Raw genomic sequence first — 24,003 nt, 5'->3', positions numbered from 1 at the left:
CCGTTGAGGGTGTAGACGATCTTCGTGGTGCTCACCCCGATCGCGGCCACCGCCGACCCGGTGACCGCACCCGCGCTGCCGGAGACCGGGAGGGCCTGCCAGCCGTTGAAGCTGGGCGCCTCGTACACCTGACGCGACTGCTGGCCCGGGTTCTGCGCGATGTAGACCAGCGGGCTGATCCTGGTGCCCGAGGGGTCGATCATGTGCCAGTGCAGGTGCGGGCCGGTCGAGCTGCCCGAGCCGGGCGCGCCGGCGGCACCGCCGGACCGGCCCACCACCGTGCCCGCACCGACGCTGGCACCGTCGGCGAGCAGGAACTGCGACAGGTGCATGTACTGACTGCGGTAGCCGTCGCCGTGGTGGATCGTGACGGTGTGCCCGCCGGTGCCGTTGTAGGGGATGTTCTGGATGGTGCCGGCGCCGCAGGCGGGCAGTGCCGTTCCCACGCCCATGCCGTAGTCGATGCCGCCGAGCGAACCGCGGCGGAGGTGGCCCTCCCAGGTGTCGGTGACCGGGTATGCGCTGAACGGGTTGTAGATCGTCGGTGCGGCGTGCGCGGTTCCGGGAATCAGCACCCCGCCCACGGTCACGGCGCCCGCGCCCAACGCCGCGGCGCGCAACACGGTACGGCGGCTGACGCCTGGTGCGCCTTCGTCGCCGCCCCCGCAGCAACCGGCTCCGTCATGCTGATTCATGGAACTCCTTCTGTGGTCACGGGTGCACGCGGCCACGGCCGCGGCGGTCCGACGGCGCGTGGTGACGGTCCTGGCCGGTTGGGCTGCTCCCCACACCGGACGCTCCGCAGGCCCCGGTCGACGCGGTCGGATCCCCGTGGACCGCGCGCCGCCGGGGCCGTCGGTCGATCGATCATAGTCAGTGCGGTCGCCGGTCGGCTGGTACCCGGTCGGCGACAGGTGCACCGACGGCAGCCTCGCCGTCCGCTGCCGTCGTCGACTGACGACGGCGCCCATGACCGAAGCTCGCGTTCGGCGGAGGCGCCACCCGCACCCGGCCGTCCGGTGTTTGCTGTCCACATGAGCTTCCCGTCCCACCGGCGGCGTCGGCGTCGGTCATCCCGGCGCCTGGTGGCGCGACTGGACGCGGAGCGCTACATGCTGCTGATGCTCATCGGGTTCGGCGGCGCGGTCCTCGGCACCCGCGCGTTCCTGGCGCTGACCGGCTATCCGCAGGTCGGCGGCGGTACGTTGCACATCTCGCACGCCCTGTGGGGTGGCCTGTCGTTGTTCGTCGCCTCGCTCGTCCCGCTGCTTGTCGTCAACCGGGCCGCGCTGCTCTGGGCGGCGCTGCTGGCCGGGATCGGCGCAGGACTCTTCATCGACGAGGTCGGCAAGTTCATCACCGCCGACAACGATTACTTCTTCCCGGCCGCCGCGCCCATCGCCTACGCGGCCTTCCTCACCGCCGTGTGGCTGTACGTGCGCGCCCGGAGCACGCGGGTCGAGGGCACGCGTGCGCAACTGCACGCCGCGCTGGAGCTGCTCGGCGAGGCCGTCGACGGGAGACTCGGCGACCGGGACCGGGCGCAGCTGCGGCGACGACTCGGCGCCGCCGCCGCGAGCCCGGACGGCGATGAGCTGCGACCGCTGGCCGCGGCGCTGCTGGAGCTGACCGGGCCCGGGGTGCTGCCGCCGTACGAGCAGCGATCAGGACGGGTCGCCCGGACCGCGGTCGCCGTGCGGGCGTGGGTGGCTCGGTCGTTGACCCGGGGCCGGCTGCGCGTCGGGCTGGTCGTGGCACTCGGGCTACTGGGCTTTGCCACCCTCAGCGACCTCACCACGATCGTCGCCGTCGCTCTCGACCTGCGTGACGGGACCACCGGTGGGGTGCTCACCACCGCCAACGAGTTCGCCCGCATCGACATCCGGGACCGTCGCGGGGTGCTGCTCCTGCTCGTCCGGGCGCTGCTGGACGCCTGCGTGGGAACCGCGCTCGTCGTGGCCGCCGGGCTGCTGCTCCGTGGGGTGGCCCGCCGAGCCGTGGAGATCGCCCGGGCGGGTCTGGTCACCTCACTGAGCGTGGTGAATCTGCTGGTGTTCTACCTAGACCAGTTCGGCGCCGCCGTCAGCGCGCTCGGTCAGTTGGCGGTCCTGCTCGCGGTGCAGCACTACCAGCGGCTGGTCGATCGGCCGGCCGACGCCGACCGCTCCGGCGGCGCTGACGGTGACTGAACGCGAATGCCCGCGAACGCCGCGCCGAACCTGACGTCGCCCGGGCCCGTGCGGACGGCGGGCGTCCTCAGCGGACGGCGTCGCCCATGCGGGCGACGGCCTCGGTGAGGATCGCCGGCGAGGTGGCGAAGTTGAGCCGGACGAAGCCCGCCCCGCCGGTGCCGAAGACGTGCCCGGAGCTGAGGGCGACCCGCGCGTGGTCGAGGAACATCTTCGCCGGCCCGGCGACGTCGCTGACCACGCCGATGTCGTCGGCCGGCTGTTCCGTGTCGACGCCGAGCCCGGTGCAGTCCAGCCAGGCGAGGTAGGTGCCCTCGGGGCGGTGGTACGGGACGGACGGCAGGTGCTTCGCCAGCAGCGTCGCGAGCAGCGTGCGGTTGCCGTCGAGACCGTCGAGGAGGAGGTCGAGCCACGGCCCGCCCTCGCGGAACGCGACGGTGTGCGCGATGACGCCGAGGTGGCTGGGCCCGTGGCTGACCTCTTCCGGCATCCGGCGGAGGTCAGACACGGCCTGCGGGCCGGCGACCGCGAGCGCCGCCTTGAGGCCGGCGAGGTTCCAGGCCTTCGAGGCGGAGGTCAGGGCGAACGCGTTCTCGGCGCCGGCCACCGTGAGGTACGGGGTGAAGTGCGCACCCGGCAGCACCAGGGGGGCGTGGATCTCGTCGGAGATCACCCGTACGCCGTGCCGGTCGGCCAGCGCGGCGACGGTTTCGAGCTCGTCGCGCCGGTGGACGACCCCGGTCGGGTTGTGCGGGTTGCACAGCAGGAACGCCGGCCGGCGGCCGTGGGCCCGCGCGCGGCGGAAGGCCTCGTCGAGGGCGGCGGGGTCCATGCGCCGGTCGGGCCCGAGCGGGGCCTCGACCACCTGCCGGTCGGCGTGGCTGACGAAGGCGTAGAAGGGCGGGTAGACGGGGGAGCAGACCACGACCGCGTCGCCGGGGTCGGTGACGAGCCGGAGCACCTCGACGATGCCCATCATCACGTCGGGCACGACCGAGGTGTGCGCGACGCGGAAGTCGGGCCAGCCCCAGCGCCGGGCGGCGAAGTCACCGACCGCCTCGGCGTACGCCGTCCCGTACGAGTAGCCGGTGTCGCCGAGGTCGACCGCGCGGCGGAGCGTGTCGGCCACCGGGGGAGCGAGGGGCACGTCCATCTCCGCGACCCAGAGCGGGAGCACGTCGGGCGGGAACATGCGCCACTTCACGCTGGTGCGCTGCCGGAGTTCGTCCAGCGTGAGCAGGGTGAGCGGGTTCCGGGCCGCCGAGCCGTCGGCGGAGGGGCCAGGGCTTGCCATACCGCCCACCATAGGACCAGGCGCCGCCGCTGGTTCCGCCCGCCCGGGCGCCCACGTCCGGCCCCCGACGCCGCTACCAGCGGTTGCGGGCCTCCTCGGCCCAGCCGACCAGTCCGTCCAGGTCGACGCGCTCGCCGTCGTCGGCCGCCGCCCAGCCGGTGAAGTGCCCGAAGCACTGGTGCGTCTCGTTGGCGAGCACACCGAAGTTCGTCCTGGCGATCTTCTCGTGGAAGGGGTGGAACTCCACCGCCACCCGCTCGCCGCTGATCCGCCACGGCCGCAACCAGTCGGCGCGGTCGTACTCCCAGCGCAGCTCGTCGCCGATCTTGTGCAGCCGGCCGTCGACGAAGAGGCCGTTCTCGGTCGAGCCGGTGCCGTCGGTCCACCGACCGCCGAGCTGGATCGCCCGACCCGGGCCGCTGCCGGCGGCCCAGTTCCAGCGGATCGCGTACGGCCACCTGCCGCGACCGTGGTCGAGGACGGCGAAGGAGTCCGCCTCGGCGACCGGATGCTCCACCCCGTCGACCCGCAGGGTGCCGCGCACCGGGCGGCCGAGGTCCTTGACGGTGTACTGGAACCGGCGGGTGCTCCAGGGCACCACCACGCCGAGCGACTCGTGACCCGCCGGCAGCGGCACCACGAGGTCGACCTCCAGACCGGGGGCGGTGGCGCGGATGGTGGTGCCCGACGCCGCCTGGTCGATGTCGATCGAGAGCCCGCCGCCGCGTGCCCGCACCGCGCCCGCCCCGCTGACCGGCGGGAAGAGCGTGCCCCGGGCGAAGGGGACCACCGCGTTCCTGTCGATCTCGGCCTTCGTCGCGCGGTCGAGCACGTAGAGGCTGTGCACGCCCGCGTAGTCCAGCGACGAGGCGACCAGGCCGACGATGTGGGTCGGCGTGACGACGCCCCAGTACTCCCAGCGCTTGTTGCGGCCCCAGCCACGCAGGTTCGCCCGGTGCAGTGGACGGCGGCTCCAGCCCACGGCGGCGGGATCGAGCCGCCCGCCCGCGAGGCACAGGTCGACCGGCTCGGTGATCTCGTTCTCGCGCGTCACGACGGGGAGGGTATCCGGCCCGGCTCCGGCGGGGACGCCGCCGGAGGTCGCCCGGTGGCGGCGGCGTGGCGGTCGAGGGCGCGCAGGAGGTTGCCGCCGAGGACGGCGTCGCGGTCCCCGGCCGACAGCCCGTCGAGACCGGTCGGATCGGCCGCCTGGGCGAAGGACACGTGGTCGAGGCTGGGGGAGAAGTCGGATCCCCAGTACAGGCGCCGTGGGCCGAAGCGGTCGAGGAGCAGGTCGACGAACGGGCGGGCCGCCCGGTGCGGGAAGGCGTGTGCCGGGTGGCTGACCGCGTACAGGCCGGAGACCTTGACCCCGACGTGGGGCAGCCGGGCGATCCGCGTCAGGGGAGCGAGGACGGCCTCCGCCGTCTCGCGGGTGGGCACCTCGGCGTGTTCCCCGGGCAGGCCGAGGTGGCTGAACAGCACGGTGCAGCCGTCCAGGGCGGCCAGGGCCGGGCCGAGCCGCGTGGTCGCCGCGGGGGTGGCGTTGAGGCTCACCACCGCCCCGGCGTCGTTCAGCGCCGGCGCCTCGTGCGTCGTCCAGGCGGCGAACGCCTCGGCGGCCGCCTCGTCGGGCAGGTACGCGGCGACGCCGACGAAGCCGGCGGAGAGCCAGGTTCCGGCCCCGCCCGCTCCCGCCGGTCCGCCTGGTGGGACGTAGGCGACCGGGGCGATCCAGTCGTGCGCGGCGGCTAGGCGGGCGAGATGGTCGTTGTTGCCGGCGAAGCGCGGCTCGCCCTCGTAGCCGACCACGAGTGCCCGTCCGATGCCGTGCTCGCGTCGTATGCCCTGGTAGACGGCCAGTTCGTCGCCGCCGGCGGGGGAGCGGCCGTAGCGACCGGGATAGCCGTCGGCGAACAGGTGCAGGTGGGCGTCAGCGCGTCGCATGGTCGGACCCTAACCCAAATTTCCGCAGGCCATTGACGTGGCGACACCCCTGACTTAGGTTCTTGTCTCAATTAGGTCCGTAACTGAGGGCGCGAGCAAGGGGTGAACCGCGTGACGCTGGAAGGCGACGACGTTGATGAGCTGGTCCGGCTGCGGCGCCAGCTTCACCAACATCCTGAGCTGCGGTTCACCGAGCGACAAACAGCCGCCACCCTCGTGGAGCTGTTGCGGCCCCTGGGCCGGATCCGGACCGGAATTGCCGGCACCGGCCTGGCTCTGGAGATCGATGGAGCTGCGCCCGGACCCGAGGTTCTCCTTCGGGCCGATATGGACGCCTATCCCGTTCAGGACGCCAAGCAGGAGCCGTACGCCTCCCGCAACCCCGGCGTCTGCCACGCCTGCGGGCACGACGTGCACATGACCGTCGCCTACGGAGTCGCCGCCCGGCTCGCCGCCGACCCACCGGCCCGGGGCTCGGTGACCCTGCTGTTCCAGCCCGCCGAGGAGATCCCGTTCGGAGCCGACTCCGGCGCCGCCGCGGTGCTCGCCGACGAGGCGTTCCGCGACCGCCGGTTCGCCGCGGTGCTCGGCCTGCACTGCTGGCCCGACCTGGCGGCGGGCACGCTCGGTGTCGACCGGAGCACCGCGATGGCGGCGAAGGACGCGTTCCGCGTCGAGCTGCTCGGGGTGGCCGCGCACGCCGCCACCCCGGCGCTGGGGCGCGACGCCATCCTGGGCCTCACCGCCATGGTCACCACCCTGCACGCCGCCGTGGCCCGGGCCCGCAACCCCGAGGAACTGGTCGCCTTCAACATCGGCACCATCTCCGGCGGGGCGAGCCAGAGCCAGGTCGCCGACTGCGCCGAGGCGACCGGGACCCTGCGTACCCACGACCCGGCCGTCCGGGAGCGGCTCAAGGCGGTGATCGAACGCGTCACCCGCCAGCAGGCCGCGGCGCTCGATCTCGGCGTGCGCTTCACCTGGGCCAACGAGATGCCCCCGGTGCGCAACGCCGCCGAACTGGTCGCCCTCGCGCACGCCGAGCTGCCCGGGACCGTCGACGTCGTCGACCTGCCGGTGCCGCCCCTGACCACGGACGACTTCGCGCTGCTCGGCGCGCTCGGTCCGAGCCTCTACGTCAAGCTGGGCGTCACCGGCGAGCGCGGCGGAGCCCCGCTGCACTCCGGCGCGTTCGACGTCGACGAGCGGTGCCTGGTGACGGGGGTGGCCGCCCTGGAGCGGCTCACGCGGGCGGTCCTCGACGGTCGACTGCGGGCCGGCGTCGCGCAGGGCGAGCCGGCGTCCGCCGGGGCGGTGGACGGATGAAGGACGGACCGCGGGTGGCGGTGATCGGCGGGGGCGCGTTCGGCGTCCGGCACGTGGCCGCCTACCAGGCCCTGGGTGTACGCGTCGACGCGCTGGTCGAACCCGACGCGGCCACCCGGCAACGGGTGGCCGGCCGCCACGGCATCCCGCACAGCTATCCCACCGTCGCCGACCTGCTCGCCGCCGGCACGCCGGACGCCGCGTCCGTGTGCGTGCCCGGCTCGGCGCACCGTGCCGTCGCCGTCGCCCTGATCGCCGCCGGGGTGCCCGTCCTGGTCGAGAAGCCGCTGGCCGCGACCGTCCCCGACGCCGCCGCCATCGTCGCCGCCGCCGAGGCGCACGGGGTGCTCTGCCAGCCGGGGCACATCCTGCGGTACAGCCCCGCCCACCGGGCGCTGCACGACGCCGTCCGTGCTGGCCGGCTGGGTCAGGTGCTGGCCGTCTCCTCGCGCCGGGACCGCCCCCGCACCCTGACCCGGCTCTTCCCCGAGGAACATCCCGCCCTGCTGACCGCCGTGCACGACATCGACCTGGCGCTGTGGTACGCGCAGTCGCCGGTGGTCGAGGTACGCGCGGCGGCCCGGACCCGCCCGGGATCGGCGACGCCGGTGCTGGTGTGGGCGGAGCTTCGACACGCCAACGGCGTCGTGTCGTCGGTCCGCAACAGCTACCTCCTGCCCGAACACACCCCCAGCCACACCTTCGACCTGGTCGAGGTGTACGGCACCGACGGGGTCGGCCACGTCGACCTCGGGCACCCCACGCTGCTCGTGCAGGCCGAGCGGACGGAGGCGCCGGACTGGTTGCTCTCCCCGGCCGACGGCGGTGGCGCGCTCGCCGCCGAGCTGCGGCACTTCCTGCGCCGGCTGGACGGCAGCGAGCCCACCCCGGTCGTTCCCCTCGCCGACGGGCTGCACGTGGTGCAGATCGCCGCCGCCGTCGTCGACAGCGCCACCGCCGACGGCGCCCCCCGCCGAGTTCCCCATCCCCCTCGCTGACAGGAGCTTCTGCTGATGATCCGACGTAGATTGGCCGCCGGCGTCGTCGCCGCCGGCATGGCCGCCGCCGCGTTGCTCTCCGGGTGCGGAGGTGACGACGCCTCGGACGGCCCGGTCACCCTCAAGGTGCTGACCTGGGAGCCGGGCGGCACCGAGTACTGGAAGCAGGTCAAGACCAGCTTCGAGGCCAGCCACCCGGACATCAAGTTGGACATGCAGTCGGTGCCGTTCGACAAGTACCCCGAGGTGCAGGGCCCCTACATCACGTCCCAGTCGGGGCCGGACGTGATGGCCAACAACGCGGGCCTGGAGCTGTTCGACCGGCGCGGCGCGTACGTGCCGCTGGGCGACAAGGCCGCCGAGATCAACAAGGACCTCGTCACCTACAGCGGTGCCTGCGAGGGCTTCGACACCGCCAAGCCCTGCTACGGCGTGCCCTTCTCGTACCAGGGCAACGTCCTCTACTACAACAAGAGCATCCTGACCGCCGCCGGACTCGACCCGGAGAAGCCGCCGGCGACCTGGACCGAGTTCAGCGCCGCCTGCGAGGCGGTGAAGAAGGCCGGCAAGACCTGCCTGGCCCTGGGGCTGTCGGGCACCTTCCCCGCGTACTGGGACTTCCCCGAGATCGCCCGCAGCTACCTCAGCGAGGACGACATCCGCGGCCTGCTGGCCGGCACCCTGTCCTGGAAGGACCCGAAGCTGGTCGCGGTGCTGGCGAAGCTCGCCGAGATCACCACCAAGGGCTGGGCGAACAGCAACGCGCCGTCGATCACGATGCTTCCCGACGGCGCGGACATCTTCCAGCGCGGCGACGCCGCGTTCGCCGGGACGATCATCTCCGACGCCGTGAACTGGGAGGCGTTCGGCAAGGCCCTCGGCGACGACAAGCTCGGCGTCACCCGCTGGCCGGCAGCCGAGCCCAGCGCCGCGCTGGCGCAGAAGTTCTCCGGCATCGAGGGCGCCGTCTACGGCGTGACGAAGTGGAGCGAGAAGAAGGACGCCGGGCTGGAGTTCATCACCTGGCTCGCCGGCAAGGAGAACGGCGAGCTGTGGGTGAAGCACGCCAAGGGTCAGCCGCTGAACAAGAACGTCGACAAGGCGCTGCTGCCCTCCTCGCCGGCCTTCCAGAAGATCCAGGAGCTGGTCGCCGACCCGACCCTGCACGCCGGGGTGATGCTCTCCGGACCCGAGGCCGACGCGCTGGCCCGCGGCTGGCAGCAGGTGAGCCTCGGTCAGCTCACCGTCGACAAGTGGGCCGAGCAGATGCAGCAGGCGCTGGAGCGCAGCCCCACCAAGAAGCAGGGCAACTAGTCGTACGGGGCGGGGCGGCGACGCCCCGCCCCGCCAGCCGGAGAAGGAAGCCAGATGACGATCTCCACCGCGCCGGTGCCGGAGCCGGTGGCCGCCGACAAGCCGACCCGACCCGCCCGGCGGCCCCCGCGCCCCGGCCGTGCCCGCGAGTGGTGGCTGGGCGCCGTGCTGGTGCTGCCCGCGCTGGTCCTGGCCGTGATGTTCAAGGTGGTGCCCCTGATCCGGGGAGTGATCACCAGCACCGAGTCGTCCAGCGGGTTCGGTGGCAGCTCGTTCGCCGGGGCCGACAACTACACCCGCATGCTCGACGACCCGATGGTGCTCACCAGCTTCCGCAACGCCCTGCTGGTGGTGGCCACCCTGCCGGTGTGGATCGTGCTGCCGCTGGTGTTGGCGCTGCTGATCCACCAGCGGTCGCCGGGCTGGAAGTTCTTCCGGGCCGTCTACTTCGTCCCGTACACCATCGCCCCGATCGTCGTCGGGATCATGTTCCGGCAGATCCTCGCCCCCGACGGACCCCTGAACGCCCTGCTGCGTACGGTCGGCCTCGAACCGCTGGCGATCCAGTGGCTCAACGGCCGCTACAGTGCGCTGTTCGCACTGGTCGCGGTCGCGCTGTGGAGCTTCTTCGGCCTGGGCGTGATGACCTACCTGGCCGGGCTGGCCACCATCCCCGAGGAGACCCTCGAAGCGGCCTACCTCGACGGCGCCGGGTTCTGGCGGCGCCTGCTCTCCGTGGTGGTGCCGATGCTGCGGCCCACCGTGGCGTACTGGAGCGTGCTGTGCGCCTCGGGCGTCCTGATCTGGCTCTTCCCGCTGATCTACGCGCTGACCCAGGGCGGGCCGGGCGACGCCACGATGCTGCCCGAGTACCTGGTCTTCCTGACCACCTTCCAGTTCCTCGACCGCGGCTACGGCTCCGCCATCGGCATCGCGCTGTTCGTCTTCGTCGCCGTGCTCTCGATCTTCAGCGTGCGGCACATGTTCACAGAGGGGACCAGGAAGCCGCGATGAACCAGCGCCAATTCGCCCGCGCCGGGCGCTACCTGCTCACGTTCGCGCTGGTCGTCGTCGCGGTCGCGGCGGTCTACCCGCTGCTGTTCACGGTGGTCAGCTCGCTGAAGACGCAGACGGGCTTCGCCCAGGACCCGCTGGGCCTGCCGAGCGGGATCACCCTCGACAACTACCTCGAGGCGTTCCGCCGGATGGACATGCCCCGGCTGCTGCTCAACTCGCTGATCACCACCCTGGGCGGGCTGGTGCTGTCGGTGCTCGCCGCGCTGCTGGTCGCGTACGCGGTGACGAAACTGCGCTTCCGCGGCGGCAAGGTGGTCTTCCTGCTGATCATCATCACCCTGACCATCCCCGGCCAGGCGATCATCTACCCGCTCTACCAGACCGTGCTGGACCTGGGCATGTCCGGCGAGTACCAGGGGCTGATCCTGGCGTACGCGGCGTTCGGGCTGCCGCTGGGCACCTACCAGCTCGCCGGCTACTTCCAGCAGGTGCCCGACGAGCTGATCGAGGCGGCGCGGGTCGACGGCGCGGGCCACTTCACCATCCTGTTCCGGCTGCTGGCGCCGATCGCCGCGCCGGCGCTCGCGGCGCTGGCCATCTTCAACTTCGTCTGGATGTGGAACGACCTGCTGCTGCCCCTGGTCATCATGGGCGGTTCGGACAGCAAGACCCTGATGGTCGGCGTCTCCCTGCTCAGCGGCCAGTACGACGTGTCGGTGCCGCTGGTCAGCGCCGGCCTGATCGTCGCCCTGCTGCCGGTGCTGATCATCTACCTGGTCTTCCAGCGTCAGCTCGTCTCCGGCGCGCTCGCCGGCTCCGGCAAGTGAGCCCGCCGGGGAAGGGCCCCGGTACCGGCGGCCCCAGTCCCGGCGGTCTCGTACCCAGTCCCGGCGGCCCCGGGCCGGCGGCCGATCCCGGGGCCTCGGGGCCCGGGGCGCAGCTGTGTCACCTCTACCGGCTGCGCCCGGGCGCCGAGGGGGAGTACGAGCGCCGGCACGCCGAGATCTGGCCGGAGATGTCGGCGCTGCTGGACGAGGCCGGCGTGTACGACTACCACATCTACCGGCACGGACTGCTGCTGATCTGCGTGCTGCGGACCCGCGACGGCTACCCGCGGGCGCGCCGGGTCACCGCGGCCTCCGCCGTGCAGGCACGGTGGACGCGGTCACTGGCGCACCTGTTCGCCGAGATCGCCGACGCCGATGGCGAGCCGCTGTGGGCCCACCCGGTCTTCCACCACGCGGGCCGGCCGCCACCGGCGTGAGCGTGGCGGTCCGTACGACGGTTGCCCGGCGGGCTCGCCCGCCGGGCAACCGTCGCGTGTGCTCAGACCGCGTACGCGACGGAGCCGTCCGCGCGCAGCGGGATGCGGTGCAGGGGGCGGCCCGTCAGGTCCAGGGGCGTGGCGTCGGTGAGGTCCAGGGTCACGCCGAGCCCGGGCTCCTCGGGCACCGGCAGGAACCCGCCCTCGCGCCGCACGCAGGCCCGCGCCGGTCCGTCGGCCAGCTGGTCGTCGAGGGGGGAGTACTCCTGCACCACGAAGTTGGGGATGGCGGTGTCCAGGTGCACCGAGGCCATCGTCAGCAGCGGGCCGAGGCAGTTGTGGCTGACCACGGCGGCGTGGTGCGCCTCGGCCAGCGCCGCGATCTTGCGGGCGTGACTGATGCCGCCGGCCAGGCCCAGGTCGGGGCGGACGTACTGGGCGCCGCCCTGGGCGAGCAGCTCCTTGAACTCCCAGATGGTGTGCAGCCGTTCCCCGTTGGCCATGGGCACGCCGAGCGCCCGGCGGGTGACGTCGGCCTGGCTGCTGACGCTGTCGATCTGGATCGGGTCCTCCACCAGCAACGGCAGGTGCCGGGCCAGCGCGGGCACGACCGCCTCCGCCTGCAACGGGGTGAGCTTGCGGTGCAGCTCGACGAGCAGGTCCACGTCGGGGCCGACGGTGTCGCGGACGGCGGCCGTGGTGGCCTCGGTGGACATGACCAGCCGGGCCAGCGACAGGTCGGCGTAGTCGGCCGGCAGCGGGTCGAACTTGACCGCGGTGAAGCCGTCGGCCACGGCCGCCGCCGCCTGCGCCGCCAGCGCCTCCGCGCCGGTGCCCGGCAGCAGCAGGTGCAGGCGGATCCGCTCGCGTACCCGGCCTCCCAGCAGTTGCCAGACCGGGACGCCGAGGCGCTTGCCGAGCAGGTCCCACAGTGCGATGTCCACCGCGGCGACGGCGGCGGAGAGCACGGACCCCCGGAACGGGCCCATCCGGTAGAGGTGGTGCCAGTGGTGCTCGATGCGGCCGGGGTCGGCGCCGAGCAGATGGGGACGGAACGCCTCCACCACGGCGTGCACCGCGGCGGGGTAGCCCCAGCAGGCGGACTGCCCGACGCCGACCAGCCCGTCCGATGTGTGCAGCTGGACGAAGTGCGCGTCGCCCAGCACCACCGAGTCGACGGCGGTGATCTCCATACCTGCCCCCAAAATTAGAGACCAATAACGGCCAGAAACTTGCTACTGCACTCTTCCATAGCCTTGCAGGGCTGGTCTAGGCTTCGGAACGAACGAGCCGCAATAAGGCTCTAACTGCTTTTGGGGGTGTGATGGGTTTGCCGGACGACTATCGGCTCATGGCCCGGATCCGCCGGTTCGAGGAGCGGCTGGCCGCCCTCAAGGACGACGGCGAGATCCCGGGTTCGATCCACCTGTGCAACGGCCAGGAGGCGATCCCGGTCGGCGCCTGCCGGGCGCTACGCGACGGCGACCACGTGACCGCCACCTACCGGGGCCACGGCTGGGCGGTCGCCCGGGGCGTGGACATGGTCGGGCTCCTCGCCGAGATGATGGGGCGCGACTCCGCCCTCTGCGGCGGTCGGGCCGCCTCGCCGTACCTGTCCGACCCGAGCCGCTGGTTCGTCGGGGAGAACTCCATCGTCGGCGCCGGAGTGCCGGTCGCCGCCGGTGCCGCGCTCACCGCGCAGCGCACCGGCAGTGGCGCGGTCTCCTTGGTCAGCATCGGTGACGGCGCGATGAACCAGGGCAACGTCCACGAGGGGATCAACCTCGCCGCCGTGCTGGACCTGCCGCTGGTGCTGGTCGTGGAGAACAACGTCTACTCCGAGATGTCCCGGATCGAGGACATGGTCCGCGTCCGCCAGCTCGCCGAACGCGCCGCCGGGTACGGCATTCCCGGCCGGGTCGTCGACGGCAACGACGCCGACGCCGTGGCCGAGGCCGTCACCGAGGCCGTCACCCGGGCCCGCGAGGGCGCCGGACCCTCCATCGTGGAGGCCATGACCGAACGGCTGGTCGGCCACTACAGCGGCGACGTGCAGCACTACCGGCCGGCCGGCGAGATCGCCGCCGCCCGCGGACGCGAGCCCCTGGCCCGGATCCGGCAGGCCGCCGACGCCGCGCTCACCGCCCGGCTCGACGCCATCGACGCCGAGGTGGCCGCCGAGGTCGAGGCTGCCGTCACCGCCGCCCGCGCCGTGCCGTTCCCGGACCCGGCGACCGTCAAGGAGCACGTCCATGTCTGAGTCCCTGCGCTACATCCAGGCCGTCAACGCCGCGCTCACCTGGGCCCTGGACAGCCGCGACGACACCGTCTACTTCGGTGAGGACGTCGCCCTTCCCGGTGGGCCGTTCGGCGCCACGAAGGGGCTGCACAAGAGGTTCGGCTCCGCCCGCATCTTCGACACCCCGATCTCCGAGACCGGCTTCCTCGGCATGGCCCTCGGGGCGGCGATGACCGGCCTGCGCCCGATCGCCGAGATCATGTACGCCGACTTCTCGTTCGTGGCGATGGACCAGTTCGTCAACCAGATCTCCACCGTCCACTACTCCAGCAACGGCCGGTGGAAGGCCCCGCTGGTGATCCGGATGCAGCAGGGCTACTCGCCCGGCGCCTGCGCCCAGCACTCCCACTCGCCGGAGGCGTACTTCGCGCACACCCCCGGCCTGCGGGTCGCGCTGCCGGCCACCCCCGACGACGCGTACCAGATGCTGCGCACCGCCGTGGTTAGCGACGATCCGGTGGTCGTCGCCGAGGCGCGGATGCTCTACCCGACGCGCGGACCCGTGCGCACCGACGCCCCGGTCGAACCCGTCGGCGGCGCCCGCGTGGTCCGGCCGGGCGACGACGTCACCGTGGTCGCCTGGTCCCGGATGGTCGGCGCTGCCCTCGACGCGGCGGGTGAGCTGGCCGAGGAGGGCATCGAGGTGGAGGTGATCGACCTGCGCTGGCTCAACCCGCTCGACTTCGACACGGTCGCCGCCTCGGTGGCGCGCACCGGCCGGCTGGTCGTCGCCCACGAGGCGAACCTGACCGGCGGGTTCGGCGCGGAGATCGCCGCCCGGGCCGCCGCCGAGTGCTTCGCCGACCTGCGCGCCCCGGTCGCCCGGGTGGCCACCCCCGACGTGCCGATGCCCGCCGCCCCGGCCCTGCAGGCCGCGGTGGTGCCCGAGGCCGCCGACGTGGTGGCGGCGGTACGCCGGACGGTCCGTCCGTGACCGTCGACGCCCCGCCGGCCGGGCTGCTGGCCGGCCGGCGGGTGGTCGTCGTCGGCGGCGCCTCCGGCATCGGACTGGCCACCGTCCGGGCCGCGGCCGACGCCGGCGCGTCGGTGGCCGTGCTCGACGCCGACGGCGACGGCGCGGCCAGAGCCGCCGAGCAGGCCCGCGGCGGCGGGGCGAGGGCCTGCGCCCGGCAGGTCGACGTGACCGTCGAGGCCGAGGTCGCCGCCGCTCTCGACGCCGCCGCCGCCGAACTCGGCGGGATCGACGCCGTGCTGCACGTGGCGGGCGTCATGCGCGGGCAGGGCCTGGACGTCCGGGAGGTCAGCGCCGAACTCTGGGCCCACGTGATCGCCGTCAACCTGACCGGACCGTTCCTCGTCGCCAAGCACGCGGTGCGACACCTCACCGGCCGCCCGGGTGTGCTCGTGCTCGTCGGGTCCAAGGCGGGCGTGCAGAACGGATCCGGGTCGGTACCCTACGGCGCGAGCAAGGGAGGGCTGCACGGCCTGGCGCTCACCCTGGCCCGACAACTCCGTCCGCACGGGATCCGTGTGCACGCGCTCTGCCCCGGCGACATCGACACGCCGCTGATGCGCAGGTCGTTGGCCGAGGCACGGGCCAACGGCGCGGACGGGGACCGGGTCGCGGAGATCGAGGCCGCCCTTGGTCGGCCGGAGGACGTCGCGTCCACGCTGGTCCTGCTGGCATCGCCGGTCAGCGACGGTGTCGTGGGCACCGTCCACACCGGCTGAGCAGCCAACCCGAGGGCGGCGACGACGTGGAGGCAACAAGGTGATCGGCATCATCGGACCGGAGGACTCGATCCGGCTCGTGCAGGAGGTCTCCGCCGGCGAGGGACGCGCCGGGGACCTCACGGCCCGCGCCTACACCCGACCGGAGCAGGCGCCCGAGCTGGCCCGCGAACTCGACGAACTGTGCCAGGTGCTGCTGTTCACCGGGCGCATCCCGCACGCCTTCGCGGCCTCCGCCGGAGGGCTGCGCGCCGAGATCGACTACATGCCGCACGCCGGCATCGACCTCTACCGCACGCTGTCGCGGATGCTGCTGGCCAACGGTGGACGGCTGCCCACGGTCAGCGTGGACACCATCGAGGCCGACACCGTCCGGGAGACCTACCACGACATCGAGCTGACCCCGCCCACCGAGATCCTGCCCATCGCCGACTCCTCCGGCCTGCTCTTCTCCGGCCTCGACGAGATCGTCGCCTTCCACCGCGAGCGGTACGCCTCCGGCGCCGTCGAGGCGTGCCTGACCTGCCTCGGCGCGGTCCACCGGGACCTGCGCGAGAGCGGCGTGCCGGTCTGGCGTGTCGAACACACCCGCGCCTCGGTCCGCGACGCCCTGCGCCGGGCCTGGCTCGCCGCGGAGATCCGGCAGTCCCGGGCCACCCAGATCGCGGTGATGATGATCGAGGTGGCCGAGCAGGCCGGTCGCGGGCACGACCCGTACCAGGTGGAGCGGCAGCGGCTGCGGCTGCGCGAGGCGCTGCTGGAACACGCCGAGCGGATGCGGGGCAGGCTGAGCACGATCGACGACCGGACGCTGCTGATCACCACCACCCGGGGCACCGTGGAGAGCGCCATCGCCCGGCAGCGCTCCGGTCACGCGACGCTGCTCACCCTGCGCGGCGTCGACGTCGAGCACACCGTCGGCTTCGGCGCCGGCACCACCATCGCCGCCGCCGAGGACAACGCCCGCAAGGCGCTGGCGCTCGGCCGTGCCAGCGGCGACACCCACGTGGTCTTTCCCGACGGGGAGATCTACTCCAGCCGCGAGAGCCCGGTGAAGCAGCGGTTGCGCGAGACCACCTCCGGGGTGCTGCGCATCTCCGAGCAACTGCGGCTCGGGCCGTTGTCCACCCGCCGGCTGCTGGAGGCGCTGCACCAGACGGACCCGAACGAGGTGACCGCGCGAGGCCTGGCCGACGCGTACGGGGTGGAGGTCCGCTCGGCCCGCCGGCTGCTCAACTCCCTGCGTGCCGCGGGCTACGCCGAGGAGATCGGCGTGCACGTCAGCACCGGCGCGGGCCGGCCGCAGACCGTCTACCGGGTGGAGATGCAGCGGCTGTTCGACGAGATCGGCGGTGGCGTGTGAGGTTCGAACCGGCCTTCCTGGTCACCGCCACGTTCGCCGCCGACGCCGCCGTCCGGCGCGAGCCCCACCGGCAGGCGCACCTCGCCCGCGTGGAGTCCCTGCTCGCCGACGGCACCGCCCTGCTCGCCGGGGCCCGGGCCGACCTCGGCGCCTCCGTCCTCGTCCTGCGGGCCGCCGACGCCGGCGCCGCCCGCGAGCTGTGCGAACAGGATCCCTACTGGCGGCACGGGGTGTGGACGGCCATCGAGGTGGCCGACTACCTGGCCGCCGTCCCGCCACCTGACGGAAGGTCATGATGTCGCAGTACCGCCAGATCACCGGAATCCGGGTGCGGGGCGCCGCGTCCGCGCCGTACGCCGCCCAGCTGCTGACCCAGGCATGGGGGGAGAACCCCGAGGGAGTCACGGTCGACCTCGACGTCGACCCGGCGCTTCCCGAGGGCGGCTACCGCATCGAGGTGCCCGGAGAGGGCGACATCCGGCTCACCGGCGACCCCTTCGCCGGCCTGGTCTACGCTGCTCGGGAGCTGACCGACCTGGCCACCCCGGCTGGTCTTCCCCTGGGCGTGCGCACCGGCGCGCCCGGGCTGCCGCTGCGGACACTGTGGACCTGGGACCACTCCACCAACTGGGACCTGCGCCAGCTCGGCCAGCAGGAGATCGGTGCGCTCAACCCGTACGCCAAGTCCGCCGACGCGTTCGGCGCCGACTACCGCCGGCTGGTCGACTTCTGCAGCCGAGAGCGGATCGGCGGCATCGTGGTCTACGGGCTGCTGCGCGACGCCCACGGCGGCGTCGAGGCGGCCCGCGAGCTGTGCGAGTACGCCAACGCCCGGGGCGTACGCATCATCGCCGGCATCGGAGTCAACGCCTACGGCGGCATCTACTTCGACGGCCGGCACCGCTACAACCTCGCCACCTGGCTGCGCCAGCGGCCCGACCTGGCCGCCGAGCTGCCGAAGAAGGTCGGCTTCGACATCGACGAGTTCGGCGACCTGCACTTCCCGGCCAGCGAGTACATAATGGCCGCCTGCCCCTCGCAACCGGACAACCTCGCCTGGCACCGGGACGCCGTCGACTGGCTGCTGGACACCCTGCCCGTCGGGGGGATCAACTTCGAGACCGGCGACTACGGCAGCTGCGCCTGCCAGCGCTGCGCGGCCCGCACCGGAGGCGAGCGCACCTCCTGGTCGTACGAGGCGATGCGGTCGGTCTACCCCACCCTGCTGGAGACCGCCCGCCGCAAGGGTCCGGCGGGGGTGCCGCTGCGGCACCTGGTCGAGGTCTACTGGGACAACATCTTCGACCTCGACGCGCAGAAGCCGCTGGCCGAGCTGCCCGACGACGTGGCCTACCAGTACTGCGTCAACCGGGGCTTCTGGTACGACAACCGGCACCGGCTCACGGCCGCGCACGTCGACCGGCTCCCGCACACCACCAACGTGCTGCGCACCCACGCCGGCTCCCAGTGGAACCGGCAGCGGCACTCCTGGGTGCCGGACATGTACGCCGACATGGGTGTCCGGGCCGGCGGCGCCGGGATGCGCGGGTTGACGATCTTCGCCGAGGCGTCGGCCTACCACCCGACCAACGAGATCAGCTACCTGGCGTACGCCCGCTTCACCTGGAATCCCGACCTGGCCTGGGCGGACTTCTGGCGCGACGAGGTGGCTCCCCGCTTCGGCGGCGCGGCGGAGGCCGAGGCGTTCCGCGACGGCGCGGCCGTGCTGGACGACGATTCGGCGACGGCGGGCGCCCTCGTCGCGGTCCGCGAGGACGCCCTGGGGATGGTCGCCGCCACCGGTGGCGAGGTGCAGCGCCGGTGGCTGTGGCTGGCCGAGCGGGCCACCCGCCACGCCCACTGCGCCGGTTGATCCCGCCACCCACCGCCGGCTGGTCCGATCGCCTCCCGGATCCGCCCTACCCGGCAAGGCCGGTCAGGACCTCCGGTCGGCGGTGGCGCCGAGGGCGGTCTGGACCACGCCGGCGTACCCGACGTGACCGGCGCGGTTGGGGTGGTACGACTCGCCGAGCGGATTCGACGTGCCGTTGAGCCATTCGACGTCGTCGCAGACGGCGTGGCCGGTGAACGGGCCCCGGGCGTCGACGAAGGTGAAGCCGTGGGCGACGGCCCGGCCCCGGATGGTCGTGGCGAGCAGGTCCGCGGCGGCGTTCAGTTCGGCCTGCTCGCCGGGGGAGATCCTCGCGATGAGGTTGCACTCCTCGCCGTTGAACAGCCTCGGGTAGCCGACCACCGCGACGCGGGCGTTCGGGGCGAGGCTCCGGATCCGGGAGTAGAGCTGGTCCAGCCGGCCCGGGAGGGTGTTGCGGATCTGGTTCTCCGCGTTGTCGATGTGGGACCAGCAGGTGGCGGGCCAGGGCAGCGCGCACTGCAGGATCACCGACGACCAGCCGATGTCATTGCCGCCGGCGGTCACCGTCACGTGGTCCGTCGACGCGCTCAGGCTGCCCAGCTGTCCGGTCAGCACGCCGGAGACCGTCGCGCCGGCGCAGGCGGGGAAGGTGAGGGTGGCGCCGAGCCGGGCGGCGCTCAGGACCGGGTAGGCGTGCCGGGAGCGTTGGCACGAGCCGCTGTCGGAGTAGTACTCCCGGGTCCCGGTGCCCGAGGCGTACGAGTCGCCGAGTGCGGTGTAGGTCGGGGCGGCGGCCTGGGCGGGGGCGGCGGCCAGGCCGACGGTGAGCGCGGTGACCATGGGCAGGGCGATCGCGGCGAGGGCGGATGCCGCACGACGGGACAACGACACGGGCACTCCCAACATTGAAAACGGTGGATATAAGGTTGGCAGAAGCCTGCGTCGGGTGGAAGTGGTCGCGTAGAAATCCTTCAGGTCGGTCCGGGCCGGCACCGGTCGCACGCCGACGGGCTCGCCGCCCTGGCGGGTCAGTCGCCCCAGGCGTTGGAGTCCAGGAGCATGTCCCAGGTCAGGTAGGGCAGCTCGGGGTGGCGCTGGTGCAGGATCTCGCCGGGAAGGGTGGCGGCCGGTGCCTTGCGGGGATTGGCGAGTGCCTGCGCGACGATCGCGTCGGTGACGGCCCGGGCGCCGCCGAGGCGGGGAAGGAGCCGGTGGACGCGGTCGGCGTACTCGGGTGGCACCGGGCTGGCGGTGCCCATGAGGTCGACGCTGATCCCGGTCTGGGCGATGCCGATCTCTGGCGGGCGGCGCCGCTGGAAGACGGGTGAGTCGCGGAAGCTGCGCGTCGTGTGCATGGCGATCGCGTCCCACACGGTGTCGACCCGGTCGTCGGTGACACCCCGCTGTTCGAGGAACCGGGCGGCGAAGTCGGCACCGTCCATCTCGAACCGCTGGTCGGAGTTGGCGTGTGCCGTCAGGCCCATGTCGTGCAGGGCGCAGATCAGGAACACGACCTCCTCGTCGAAGTCGCGGCCGGGCAGCCGACCGGCCCGCGCGGCGGCCTCGCGGGCGAACAGGAAGCTGCGCAGGCTGTGGTTGCGCAGGTAGGCCTCCTGCGCCTCGCCGATCAGCCGGGCCGCCTCGCGGGCCAGCCGGGTCGACGGGAGGGACAGGTCGGCGTCCGGTCCACCGTGGGCGGCGGCCGCGGCGGCGGGCACCAGCCCGGTGACCAGGCCGGTGCCGGCGGCCAGGCCGGCGCCGAGGGCGGTTCGCCGCGAGAGGGAAGGCGTCACGGTTACCTCATCTTTCGGGTGTCGGGTGCGCGGACCGGAAGCGTTGGCGGTACTCGGCCGGGGTGATGCCGATGCCGCGCAGGAACGCGCGGCGCATGCTGTCGTCCGAGCCGAAGCCGCAGGCGCGGGCGATGCGGGCCACTCCGTCGTGGGTGGCTTCGAGCAGGGTCTTCGCGGCCTCGACCCGGACCTGCTCGACGTACCGGATGGGGGTCGTCCCGACCGTGTGGCGGAACAGGCGCGTGAGGTGCCGTTCGCTGACCGACGCGTGCGCCGCCATCGTGGCGAGCGTGTGCGGGGCGGCCGGCTCGGCGGCGACGGCGTCCAGCACGCGGCGCAGCGCGCTGCCGGGGGCGGCCGTGGTGCTGCCGCGGACGGTGAACTGGGACTGGCCGCCGGGGCGGTGCAGGAAGACCACGAGGTACTTGGCGGTGGTGCGGGCGCGCTCCGGCCCGTGGTCCTCCTCGACCAACGTCAACGTCAGGTCGATGCCCGCGGTCACGCCGGCCGAGGTGAACAGCGGACCGTCCCGCACGTAGAGGGCGTCGGGCCGGACGCGGACCGCGGGGAACCGTGACGCGAGGTCGGCGCAGGCCGCCCAGTGCGTGGTGGCCCGGCGGCCGTCGAGCAGGCGCGCCGCCGCGAGCAGGAACGCGCCGGTGCAGATGGCCGCCGTACGGCGGGCGAGCCCGCTGAGGCGGGGGAGTTCGGCGACGAGGGCCGGGGGCGGCTGCGCCGTGACGAGGGCGTAGCCGGGCACCAGGAGCGTGTCGAAGCGATGCCGCACCTGGTGCACGGGCAGCTCCACGTCGAGGGGCACGCCCACGTCCGTGCGCACCGCGCGACCGTCCACCGAGGCCAGTCGGACCCGGTAGCCGCCGCTGCCGTGCAGCACCTGAACGGGCCCGGCCACGTCGAGCAGCACGACGCCGTCGTGCACGACCACGACCACCTCGCGGATCCGGGCGATCTCCACACCAGCAGTCTGGTCACCTTCTCGCGAGGTCGACAAGGACGGCTGGACCGCACATCCGGACATGGGGGATGCCCCCGGCGCCGGTGGCGGAGCAGGCCCCGCGAGCGACCATCCGGCCGGCCGCGTCCTTGCGTGGATGCGCCTGGAGCAGGTATATATTCAGGACCGTAAATAGTAAGGTTTCTTTAGTATTGGAGGTGGACGCGTTGCGGAAGCGGTTGAGCAAGCTCCTCGTCGGCGGTGCGGTCGGTCTGCTGGCCGTGGCGACGGCGCTGACCGTGGCCCCCGCCGCACATTCCTCCGTCGGGCAGGACGAGGCGTGCCGGCCGGACGGGCTGTACCGGACGCCAGGCGCGGCGGTGCCGTACTGCACCGTCTACGACACCGACGGCCGGGAAAAGCTGGGCGCCGACCATTCCCGGCGCATCATCGGCTACTTCACCAGTTGGCGCACCGGACGCAACGGCGCCCCGGCGTACCTGGCCAGCCAGATCCCCTGGGACAAGGTCACCCACATCAACTACGCCTTCGCCCACGTCGACGCGGGCAACAAGATCTCGGTCGGCAACCCGAAGGCGGCGGACAACCCGGCCACCAACATGACCTGGCCGGGCGTCGCCGGTGCCGAGATGGATCCGCAGTACGCCTACACCGGGCACTTCAACCTGCTCAACAAGTACAAGAAGCAGAACCCGAACGTGCGTACGCTGATCAGCGTCGGCGGCTGGGCCGAGACCGGCGGCTACTTCGACGACAACGGCGACCGGGTCGACGCCGGCGGCTTCTACCGGATGACCACCACCGGCAGCAACACCGTCAACACCGCCGGCATCGCCACCTTCGCCGACTCCGTGGTCGCCTTCCTGCGCACCTACGGCTTCGACGGGGTGGACATCGACTACGAGTACCCCACCTCCAACAACAAGGCCGGCAACCCCCTCGACTTCGCCCAGGCGGACGCCAAGCGGGCCGGGCTCAACGCCTCCTACCAGGTGCTGATGAGGACGCTGCGGGAGAAGCTCGACGCGGCTGCCGCCACCGACGGCAAGCACTACCTGCTCACGGTGGCCGCACCCGCCTCTGGGTGGCTGCTGCGGGGGATGGAGTCCTCGCAGGCGTTGCGGTACCTCGACTACGTCAACATCATGTCGTACGACCTGCACGGGTCCTGGAACCACCATGTCGGCCCGAACGCCGCCCTCTACGACAACGGCGACGACGCCGAGCTGGCCGCCGGCGGCGTCTACGGCGCCTACGGCAACATCGGTTACCTCAACACCGACTGGGCCTACCACTACTTCCGTGGCGCGCTGCCCAGCGGGCGGGTCAACATCGGCGTCCCCTACTACACGCGCGGGTGGCAGGGTGTCACCGGCGGTACCAACGGGCTGTGGGGCCGCGCCGCACTGCCGGACCAGACCAAGTGCCCGCCGGGCACCGGCTCCTCGATCGGCTCCACCACCCCCTGTGGAAACGGCGCGGTCGGCATCGACAACCTCTGGCACGACCTGGACGGCGCCGGCGGGGAGGTGCCAGCCGGGGCGAACCCGATGTGGCACGCCAAGAACCTGGAACGCGGCATCACCCCGGACTACCTGTCCGCGTACGGCCTCACGCCGGCCACCGACCCGACCGACCGGATCAGCGGCAGCTACGCCCGCCACTACTCCGCCGCGCTGGTCGCGCCCTGGCTGTGGAACGCGCAGAAGGGCGTCTTCCTCTCCACCGAGGACGAGCAGTCCCTCGGCGCCAAGGCGGACTACGTGGTGGACAAGGGCATCGGCGGCGTGATGATCTGGGAACTCGCCGGTGACTACGCGTACGACCAGGCCAAGGGCCAGTACGGCATGGGCGAGACGCTCACCACCCTGCTCTACGACAAGTTCCGGACGGCGCCCGCGTACGGTGCCCGTCGCGCTGCCGTCACCCTGCCGACCCGGACCATCGACGTGACCGCCACGGTCGGGGGCTTCGCTCTCGGCGACAACAACTATCCGATCAACCCCGAACTGCGGCTCACCAACAACACCGGCAGCCCGATCCCGGCCGGGGCGCAGCTGGAGTTCGACTACCCGACCACGACACCGACCCTCACCCAGCAGTCCGGCTGGGCCTTGACCACCGTGTCCACGGGGCACACCGGCAGCAACGTGGGCGGGCTCAGGGGCGACTACAACCGGGTGCGGCTCACCGTACCGGCCGCCATCGCCCCGGGCGCGTACGCGGAGGTGACCCTCAACTACCAGCTGCCGATCTCCGGACCGGCCAACTTCACCCTCAGCTTCGGCGGGCAGACGTACTCGCTGGCCAGCGACCACGCCCGTGGGGCCGTGCCGGTCGACCCGACGCCCAGCCCGAGCGGCTCGACCCCGCCGGGCGGGACCTGCACGGTGCCGGCCTGGTCGGCGGGCACCGCCTACTCCGGCGGCGCGGTGGTCTCCCACGACCGTCACCGGTGGACCGCGAGGTGGTGGACCCAGGGTGACGTGCCGGGAGCCAACGCCCAGGGCGTCTGGACCGACAACGGCCCCTGCTGAACTCGCGGGCGGGGGGGGCGGGGGCCCCCCCCCCCCCCCCCCCCCCGCCCAGGTTCGGTGGCGTCGGTGGGTCGCGGCGGCTGCGCGCCGGGCCGCGCCCGGCCCACGGGGATGTCGCCGG

At 72.9% G+C, this 24,003-nt stretch carries 22 protein-coding genes; 14 read left to right on the top strand and 8 right to left on the bottom strand.

The genetic code is table 11. The features are described from left to right. Positions 1 to 575, bottom strand: a 575-nt coding sequence (locus tag ACLQ22_RS29395) for a M23 family metallopeptidase (RefSeq protein ID WP_425695167.1), incomplete at its 3' end; no start/stop codon positions are given. 510 nt (positions 576 to 1,085) lie between these two features. Between ACLQ22_RS29395 and ACLQ22_RS29390 the strand changes: the two genes are divergently transcribed. Beyond that, positions 1,086 to 2,189: a hypothetical protein gene (locus ACLQ22_RS29390; protein ID WP_425695166.1), complete on the top strand. Its 1,104-nt coding sequence runs from the start codon at positions 1,086 to 1,088 to the stop codon at positions 2,187 to 2,189. Positions 2,190 to 2,256: 67 nt separating this feature from the next. Here the strand turns inward: ACLQ22_RS29390 and ACLQ22_RS29385 are convergent, their stop codons facing one another. The 3 genes from ACLQ22_RS29385 to ACLQ22_RS29375 all read right to left on the bottom strand — a co-directional run bounded on the left by ACLQ22_RS29385 (position 2,257) and on the right by ACLQ22_RS29375 (position 5,430). Next, positions 2,257 to 3,483: a MalY/PatB family protein gene (locus tag ACLQ22_RS29385; RefSeq protein WP_425695165.1), complete on the bottom strand. Its 1,227-nt coding sequence runs from the start codon at positions 3,481 to 3,483 to the stop codon at positions 2,257 to 2,259. Positions 3,484 to 3,556: 73 nt separating this feature from the next. Continuing rightward, entirely contained in the window at positions 3,557 to 4,537 is a 981-nt protein-coding gene (locus ACLQ22_RS29380; RefSeq protein ID WP_425695164.1) for a DUF2804 domain-containing protein, read from the bottom strand. Then, positions 4,534 to 5,430, bottom strand: coding sequence for an amidohydrolase family protein (locus ACLQ22_RS29375; protein ID WP_425695163.1), 897 nt, complete (start codon positions 5,428 to 5,430; stop codon positions 4,534 to 4,536). The genes ACLQ22_RS29380 and ACLQ22_RS29375 overlap by 4 nt, the downstream gene beginning before the upstream one ends. Positions 5,431 to 5,541: 111 nt before the next feature. Between ACLQ22_RS29375 and ACLQ22_RS29370 the strand changes: the two genes are divergently transcribed. From ACLQ22_RS29370 to ACLQ22_RS29345, 6 genes are read left to right on the top strand one after another with little or no spacing between them, the layout of a single operon-like run. Then, a complete protein-coding gene (locus tag ACLQ22_RS29370; RefSeq protein WP_425695162.1) occupies positions 5,542 to 6,756 on the top strand; it encodes a M20 metallopeptidase family protein in 1,215 nt (404 codons plus the stop codon). Then, positions 6,753 to 7,754, top strand: a complete 1,002-nt coding sequence (locus ACLQ22_RS29365) for a Gfo/Idh/MocA family protein (protein ID WP_425695161.1) — start codon at positions 6,753 to 6,755, stop codon at positions 7,752 to 7,754. Before ACLQ22_RS29370 ends, ACLQ22_RS29365 begins: the two co-directional genes overlap by 4 nt. 15 nt (positions 7,755 to 7,769) lie before the next feature. Beyond that, a complete protein-coding gene (locus ACLQ22_RS29360; protein ID WP_425695160.1) occupies positions 7,770 to 9,068 on the top strand; it encodes an ABC transporter substrate-binding protein in 1,299 nt (432 codons plus the stop codon). Between the two features lie 54 nt (positions 9,069 to 9,122). Further along, on the top strand, positions 9,123 to 10,082 hold the full coding sequence (locus ACLQ22_RS29355; protein ID WP_121397749.1) for a carbohydrate ABC transporter permease: 960 nt from the start codon (positions 9,123 to 9,125) through the stop codon (positions 10,080 to 10,082). Continuing rightward, complete coding sequence (locus ACLQ22_RS29350; protein WP_357877472.1) at positions 10,079 to 10,912, top strand: carbohydrate ABC transporter permease; 834 nt, start codon at positions 10,079 to 10,081, stop codon at positions 10,910 to 10,912. Before ACLQ22_RS29355 ends, ACLQ22_RS29350 begins: the two co-directional genes overlap by 4 nt. Continuing rightward, a complete protein-coding gene (locus tag ACLQ22_RS29345) occupies positions 10,909 to 11,349 on the top strand; it encodes an L-rhamnose mutarotase (protein WP_425695159.1) in 441 nt (146 codons plus the stop codon). Before ACLQ22_RS29350 ends, ACLQ22_RS29345 begins: the two co-directional genes overlap by 4 nt. Before the next feature lie 62 nt (positions 11,350 to 11,411). Here the strand turns inward: ACLQ22_RS29345 and ACLQ22_RS29340 are convergent, their stop codons facing one another. Continuing rightward, entirely contained in the window at positions 11,412 to 12,542 is a 1,131-nt protein-coding gene (locus ACLQ22_RS29340; protein WP_425695158.1) for a mandelate racemase/muconate lactonizing enzyme family protein, read from the bottom strand. 158 nt (positions 12,543 to 12,700) lie between these two features. Between ACLQ22_RS29340 and ACLQ22_RS29335 the strand changes: the two genes are divergently transcribed. The 6 genes from ACLQ22_RS29335 to ACLQ22_RS29310 are packed head-to-tail and all read left to right on the top strand — an operon-like array spanning position 12,701 to position 18,576. Beyond that, a complete protein-coding gene (locus tag ACLQ22_RS29335; protein WP_425695157.1) occupies positions 12,701 to 13,609 on the top strand; it encodes a thiamine pyrophosphate-dependent dehydrogenase E1 component subunit alpha in 909 nt (302 codons plus the stop codon). Beyond that, complete coding sequence (locus ACLQ22_RS29330) at positions 13,602 to 14,582, top strand: alpha-ketoacid dehydrogenase subunit beta (RefSeq protein ID WP_425695156.1); 981 nt, start codon at positions 13,602 to 13,604, stop codon at positions 14,580 to 14,582. The genes ACLQ22_RS29335 and ACLQ22_RS29330 overlap by 8 nt, the downstream gene beginning before the upstream one ends. Then, positions 14,579 to 15,340 carry an SDR family NAD(P)-dependent oxidoreductase gene (locus ACLQ22_RS29325; protein ID WP_425695155.1) on the top strand — a complete coding sequence of 254 codons (762 nt, stop codon included), beginning with the start codon at positions 14,579 to 14,581 and terminating at the stop codon, positions 15,338 to 15,340. Before ACLQ22_RS29330 ends, ACLQ22_RS29325 begins: the two co-directional genes overlap by 4 nt. 40 nt (positions 15,341 to 15,380) lie before the next feature. Continuing rightward, on the top strand, positions 15,381 to 16,703 hold the full coding sequence (locus ACLQ22_RS29320) for a hypothetical protein (protein ID WP_425695154.1): 1,323 nt from the start codon (positions 15,381 to 15,383) through the stop codon (positions 16,701 to 16,703). Further along, positions 16,700 to 16,999, top strand: coding sequence for a YciI family protein (locus ACLQ22_RS29315; RefSeq protein ID WP_425695153.1), 300 nt, complete (start codon positions 16,700 to 16,702; stop codon positions 16,997 to 16,999). The genes ACLQ22_RS29320 and ACLQ22_RS29315 overlap by 4 nt, the downstream gene beginning before the upstream one ends. Beyond that, positions 16,999 to 18,576 (top strand): hypothetical protein, encoded by a 1,578-nt coding sequence (locus tag ACLQ22_RS29310; RefSeq protein ID WP_425695152.1) that lies wholly within the window; start codon positions 16,999 to 17,001, stop codon positions 18,574 to 18,576. The genes ACLQ22_RS29315 and ACLQ22_RS29310 overlap by 1 nt, the downstream gene beginning before the upstream one ends. Before the next feature lie 63 nt (positions 18,577 to 18,639). Here ACLQ22_RS29310 and ACLQ22_RS29305 read toward each other — a convergent pair whose 3' ends face one another. From ACLQ22_RS29305 to ACLQ22_RS29295, 3 genes are all read right to left on the bottom strand, one after another. Continuing rightward, complete coding sequence (locus ACLQ22_RS29305; RefSeq protein ID WP_425695151.1) at positions 18,640 to 19,467, bottom strand: SGNH/GDSL hydrolase family protein; 828 nt, start codon at positions 19,465 to 19,467, stop codon at positions 18,640 to 18,642. A 137-nt stretch (positions 19,468 to 19,604) separates the two neighbouring features. Beyond that, a complete protein-coding gene (locus tag ACLQ22_RS29300) occupies positions 19,605 to 20,369 on the bottom strand; it encodes an HD domain-containing protein (protein WP_425695150.1) in 765 nt (254 codons plus the stop codon). 7 nt (positions 20,370 to 20,376) lie between these two features. After that, positions 20,377 to 21,345: a GlxA family transcriptional regulator gene (locus tag ACLQ22_RS29295; protein WP_425695149.1), complete on the bottom strand. Its 969-nt coding sequence runs from the start codon at positions 21,343 to 21,345 to the stop codon at positions 20,377 to 20,379. A 197-nt stretch (positions 21,346 to 21,542) separates the two neighbouring features. Here ACLQ22_RS29295 and ACLQ22_RS29290 point away from each other — a divergent pair, with 197 nt between their 5' ends. Then, a complete protein-coding gene (locus tag ACLQ22_RS29290) occupies positions 21,543 to 23,882 on the top strand; it encodes a glycosyl hydrolase family 18 protein (RefSeq protein ID WP_425695148.1) in 2,340 nt (779 codons plus the stop codon). Positions 23,883 to 24,003: the final 121 nt, after the last annotated feature.

It is taken from the genome of Micromonospora sp. DT178, assembly GCF_049841695.1.
Classification (GTDB): Bacteria; Actinomycetota; Actinomycetes; order Mycobacteriales; family Micromonosporaceae; genus Micromonospora.
The sequence above is the reverse complement of the archived record's forward strand: the minus strand, read 5'-3'. Positions and strand labels throughout refer to the sequence as shown.

Excerpts from the sequence above, each read along its gene's own strand:
- ACLQ22_RS29385 (WP_425695165.1), bottom strand. The coding sequence starts at position 3,483 with ATGGCAAGCCCTGGCCCCTCCGCCGACGGCTCGGCGGCCCGGAACCCG.
- ACLQ22_RS29375 (WP_425695163.1), bottom strand. The coding sequence starts at position 5,430 with ATGCGACGCGCTGACGCCCACCTGCACCTGTTCGCCGACGGCTATCCC.
- ACLQ22_RS29365 (WP_425695161.1), top strand. The coding sequence starts at position 6,753 with ATGAAGGACGGACCGCGGGTGGCGGTGATCGGCGGGGGCGCGTTCGGC.
- ACLQ22_RS29360 (WP_425695160.1), top strand. The coding sequence starts at position 7,770 with ATGATCCGACGTAGATTGGCCGCCGGCGTCGTCGCCGCCGGCATGGCC.
- ACLQ22_RS29355 (WP_121397749.1), top strand. The coding sequence starts at position 9,123 with ATGACGATCTCCACCGCGCCGGTGCCGGAGCCGGTGGCCGCCGACAAG.
- ACLQ22_RS29350 (WP_357877472.1), top strand. The coding sequence starts at position 10,079 with ATGAACCAGCGCCAATTCGCCCGCGCCGGGCGCTACCTGCTCACGTTC.
- ACLQ22_RS29340 (WP_425695158.1), bottom strand. The coding sequence starts at position 12,542 with ATGGAGATCACCGCCGTCGACTCGGTGGTGCTGGGCGACGCGCACTTC.
- ACLQ22_RS29335 (WP_425695157.1), top strand. The coding sequence starts at position 12,701 with ATGGCCCGGATCCGCCGGTTCGAGGAGCGGCTGGCCGCCCTCAAGGAC.
- ACLQ22_RS29330 (WP_425695156.1), top strand. The coding sequence starts at position 13,602 with ATGTCTGAGTCCCTGCGCTACATCCAGGCCGTCAACGCCGCGCTCACC.
- ACLQ22_RS29310 (WP_425695152.1), top strand. The coding sequence starts at position 16,999 with ATGTCGCAGTACCGCCAGATCACCGGAATCCGGGTGCGGGGCGCCGCG.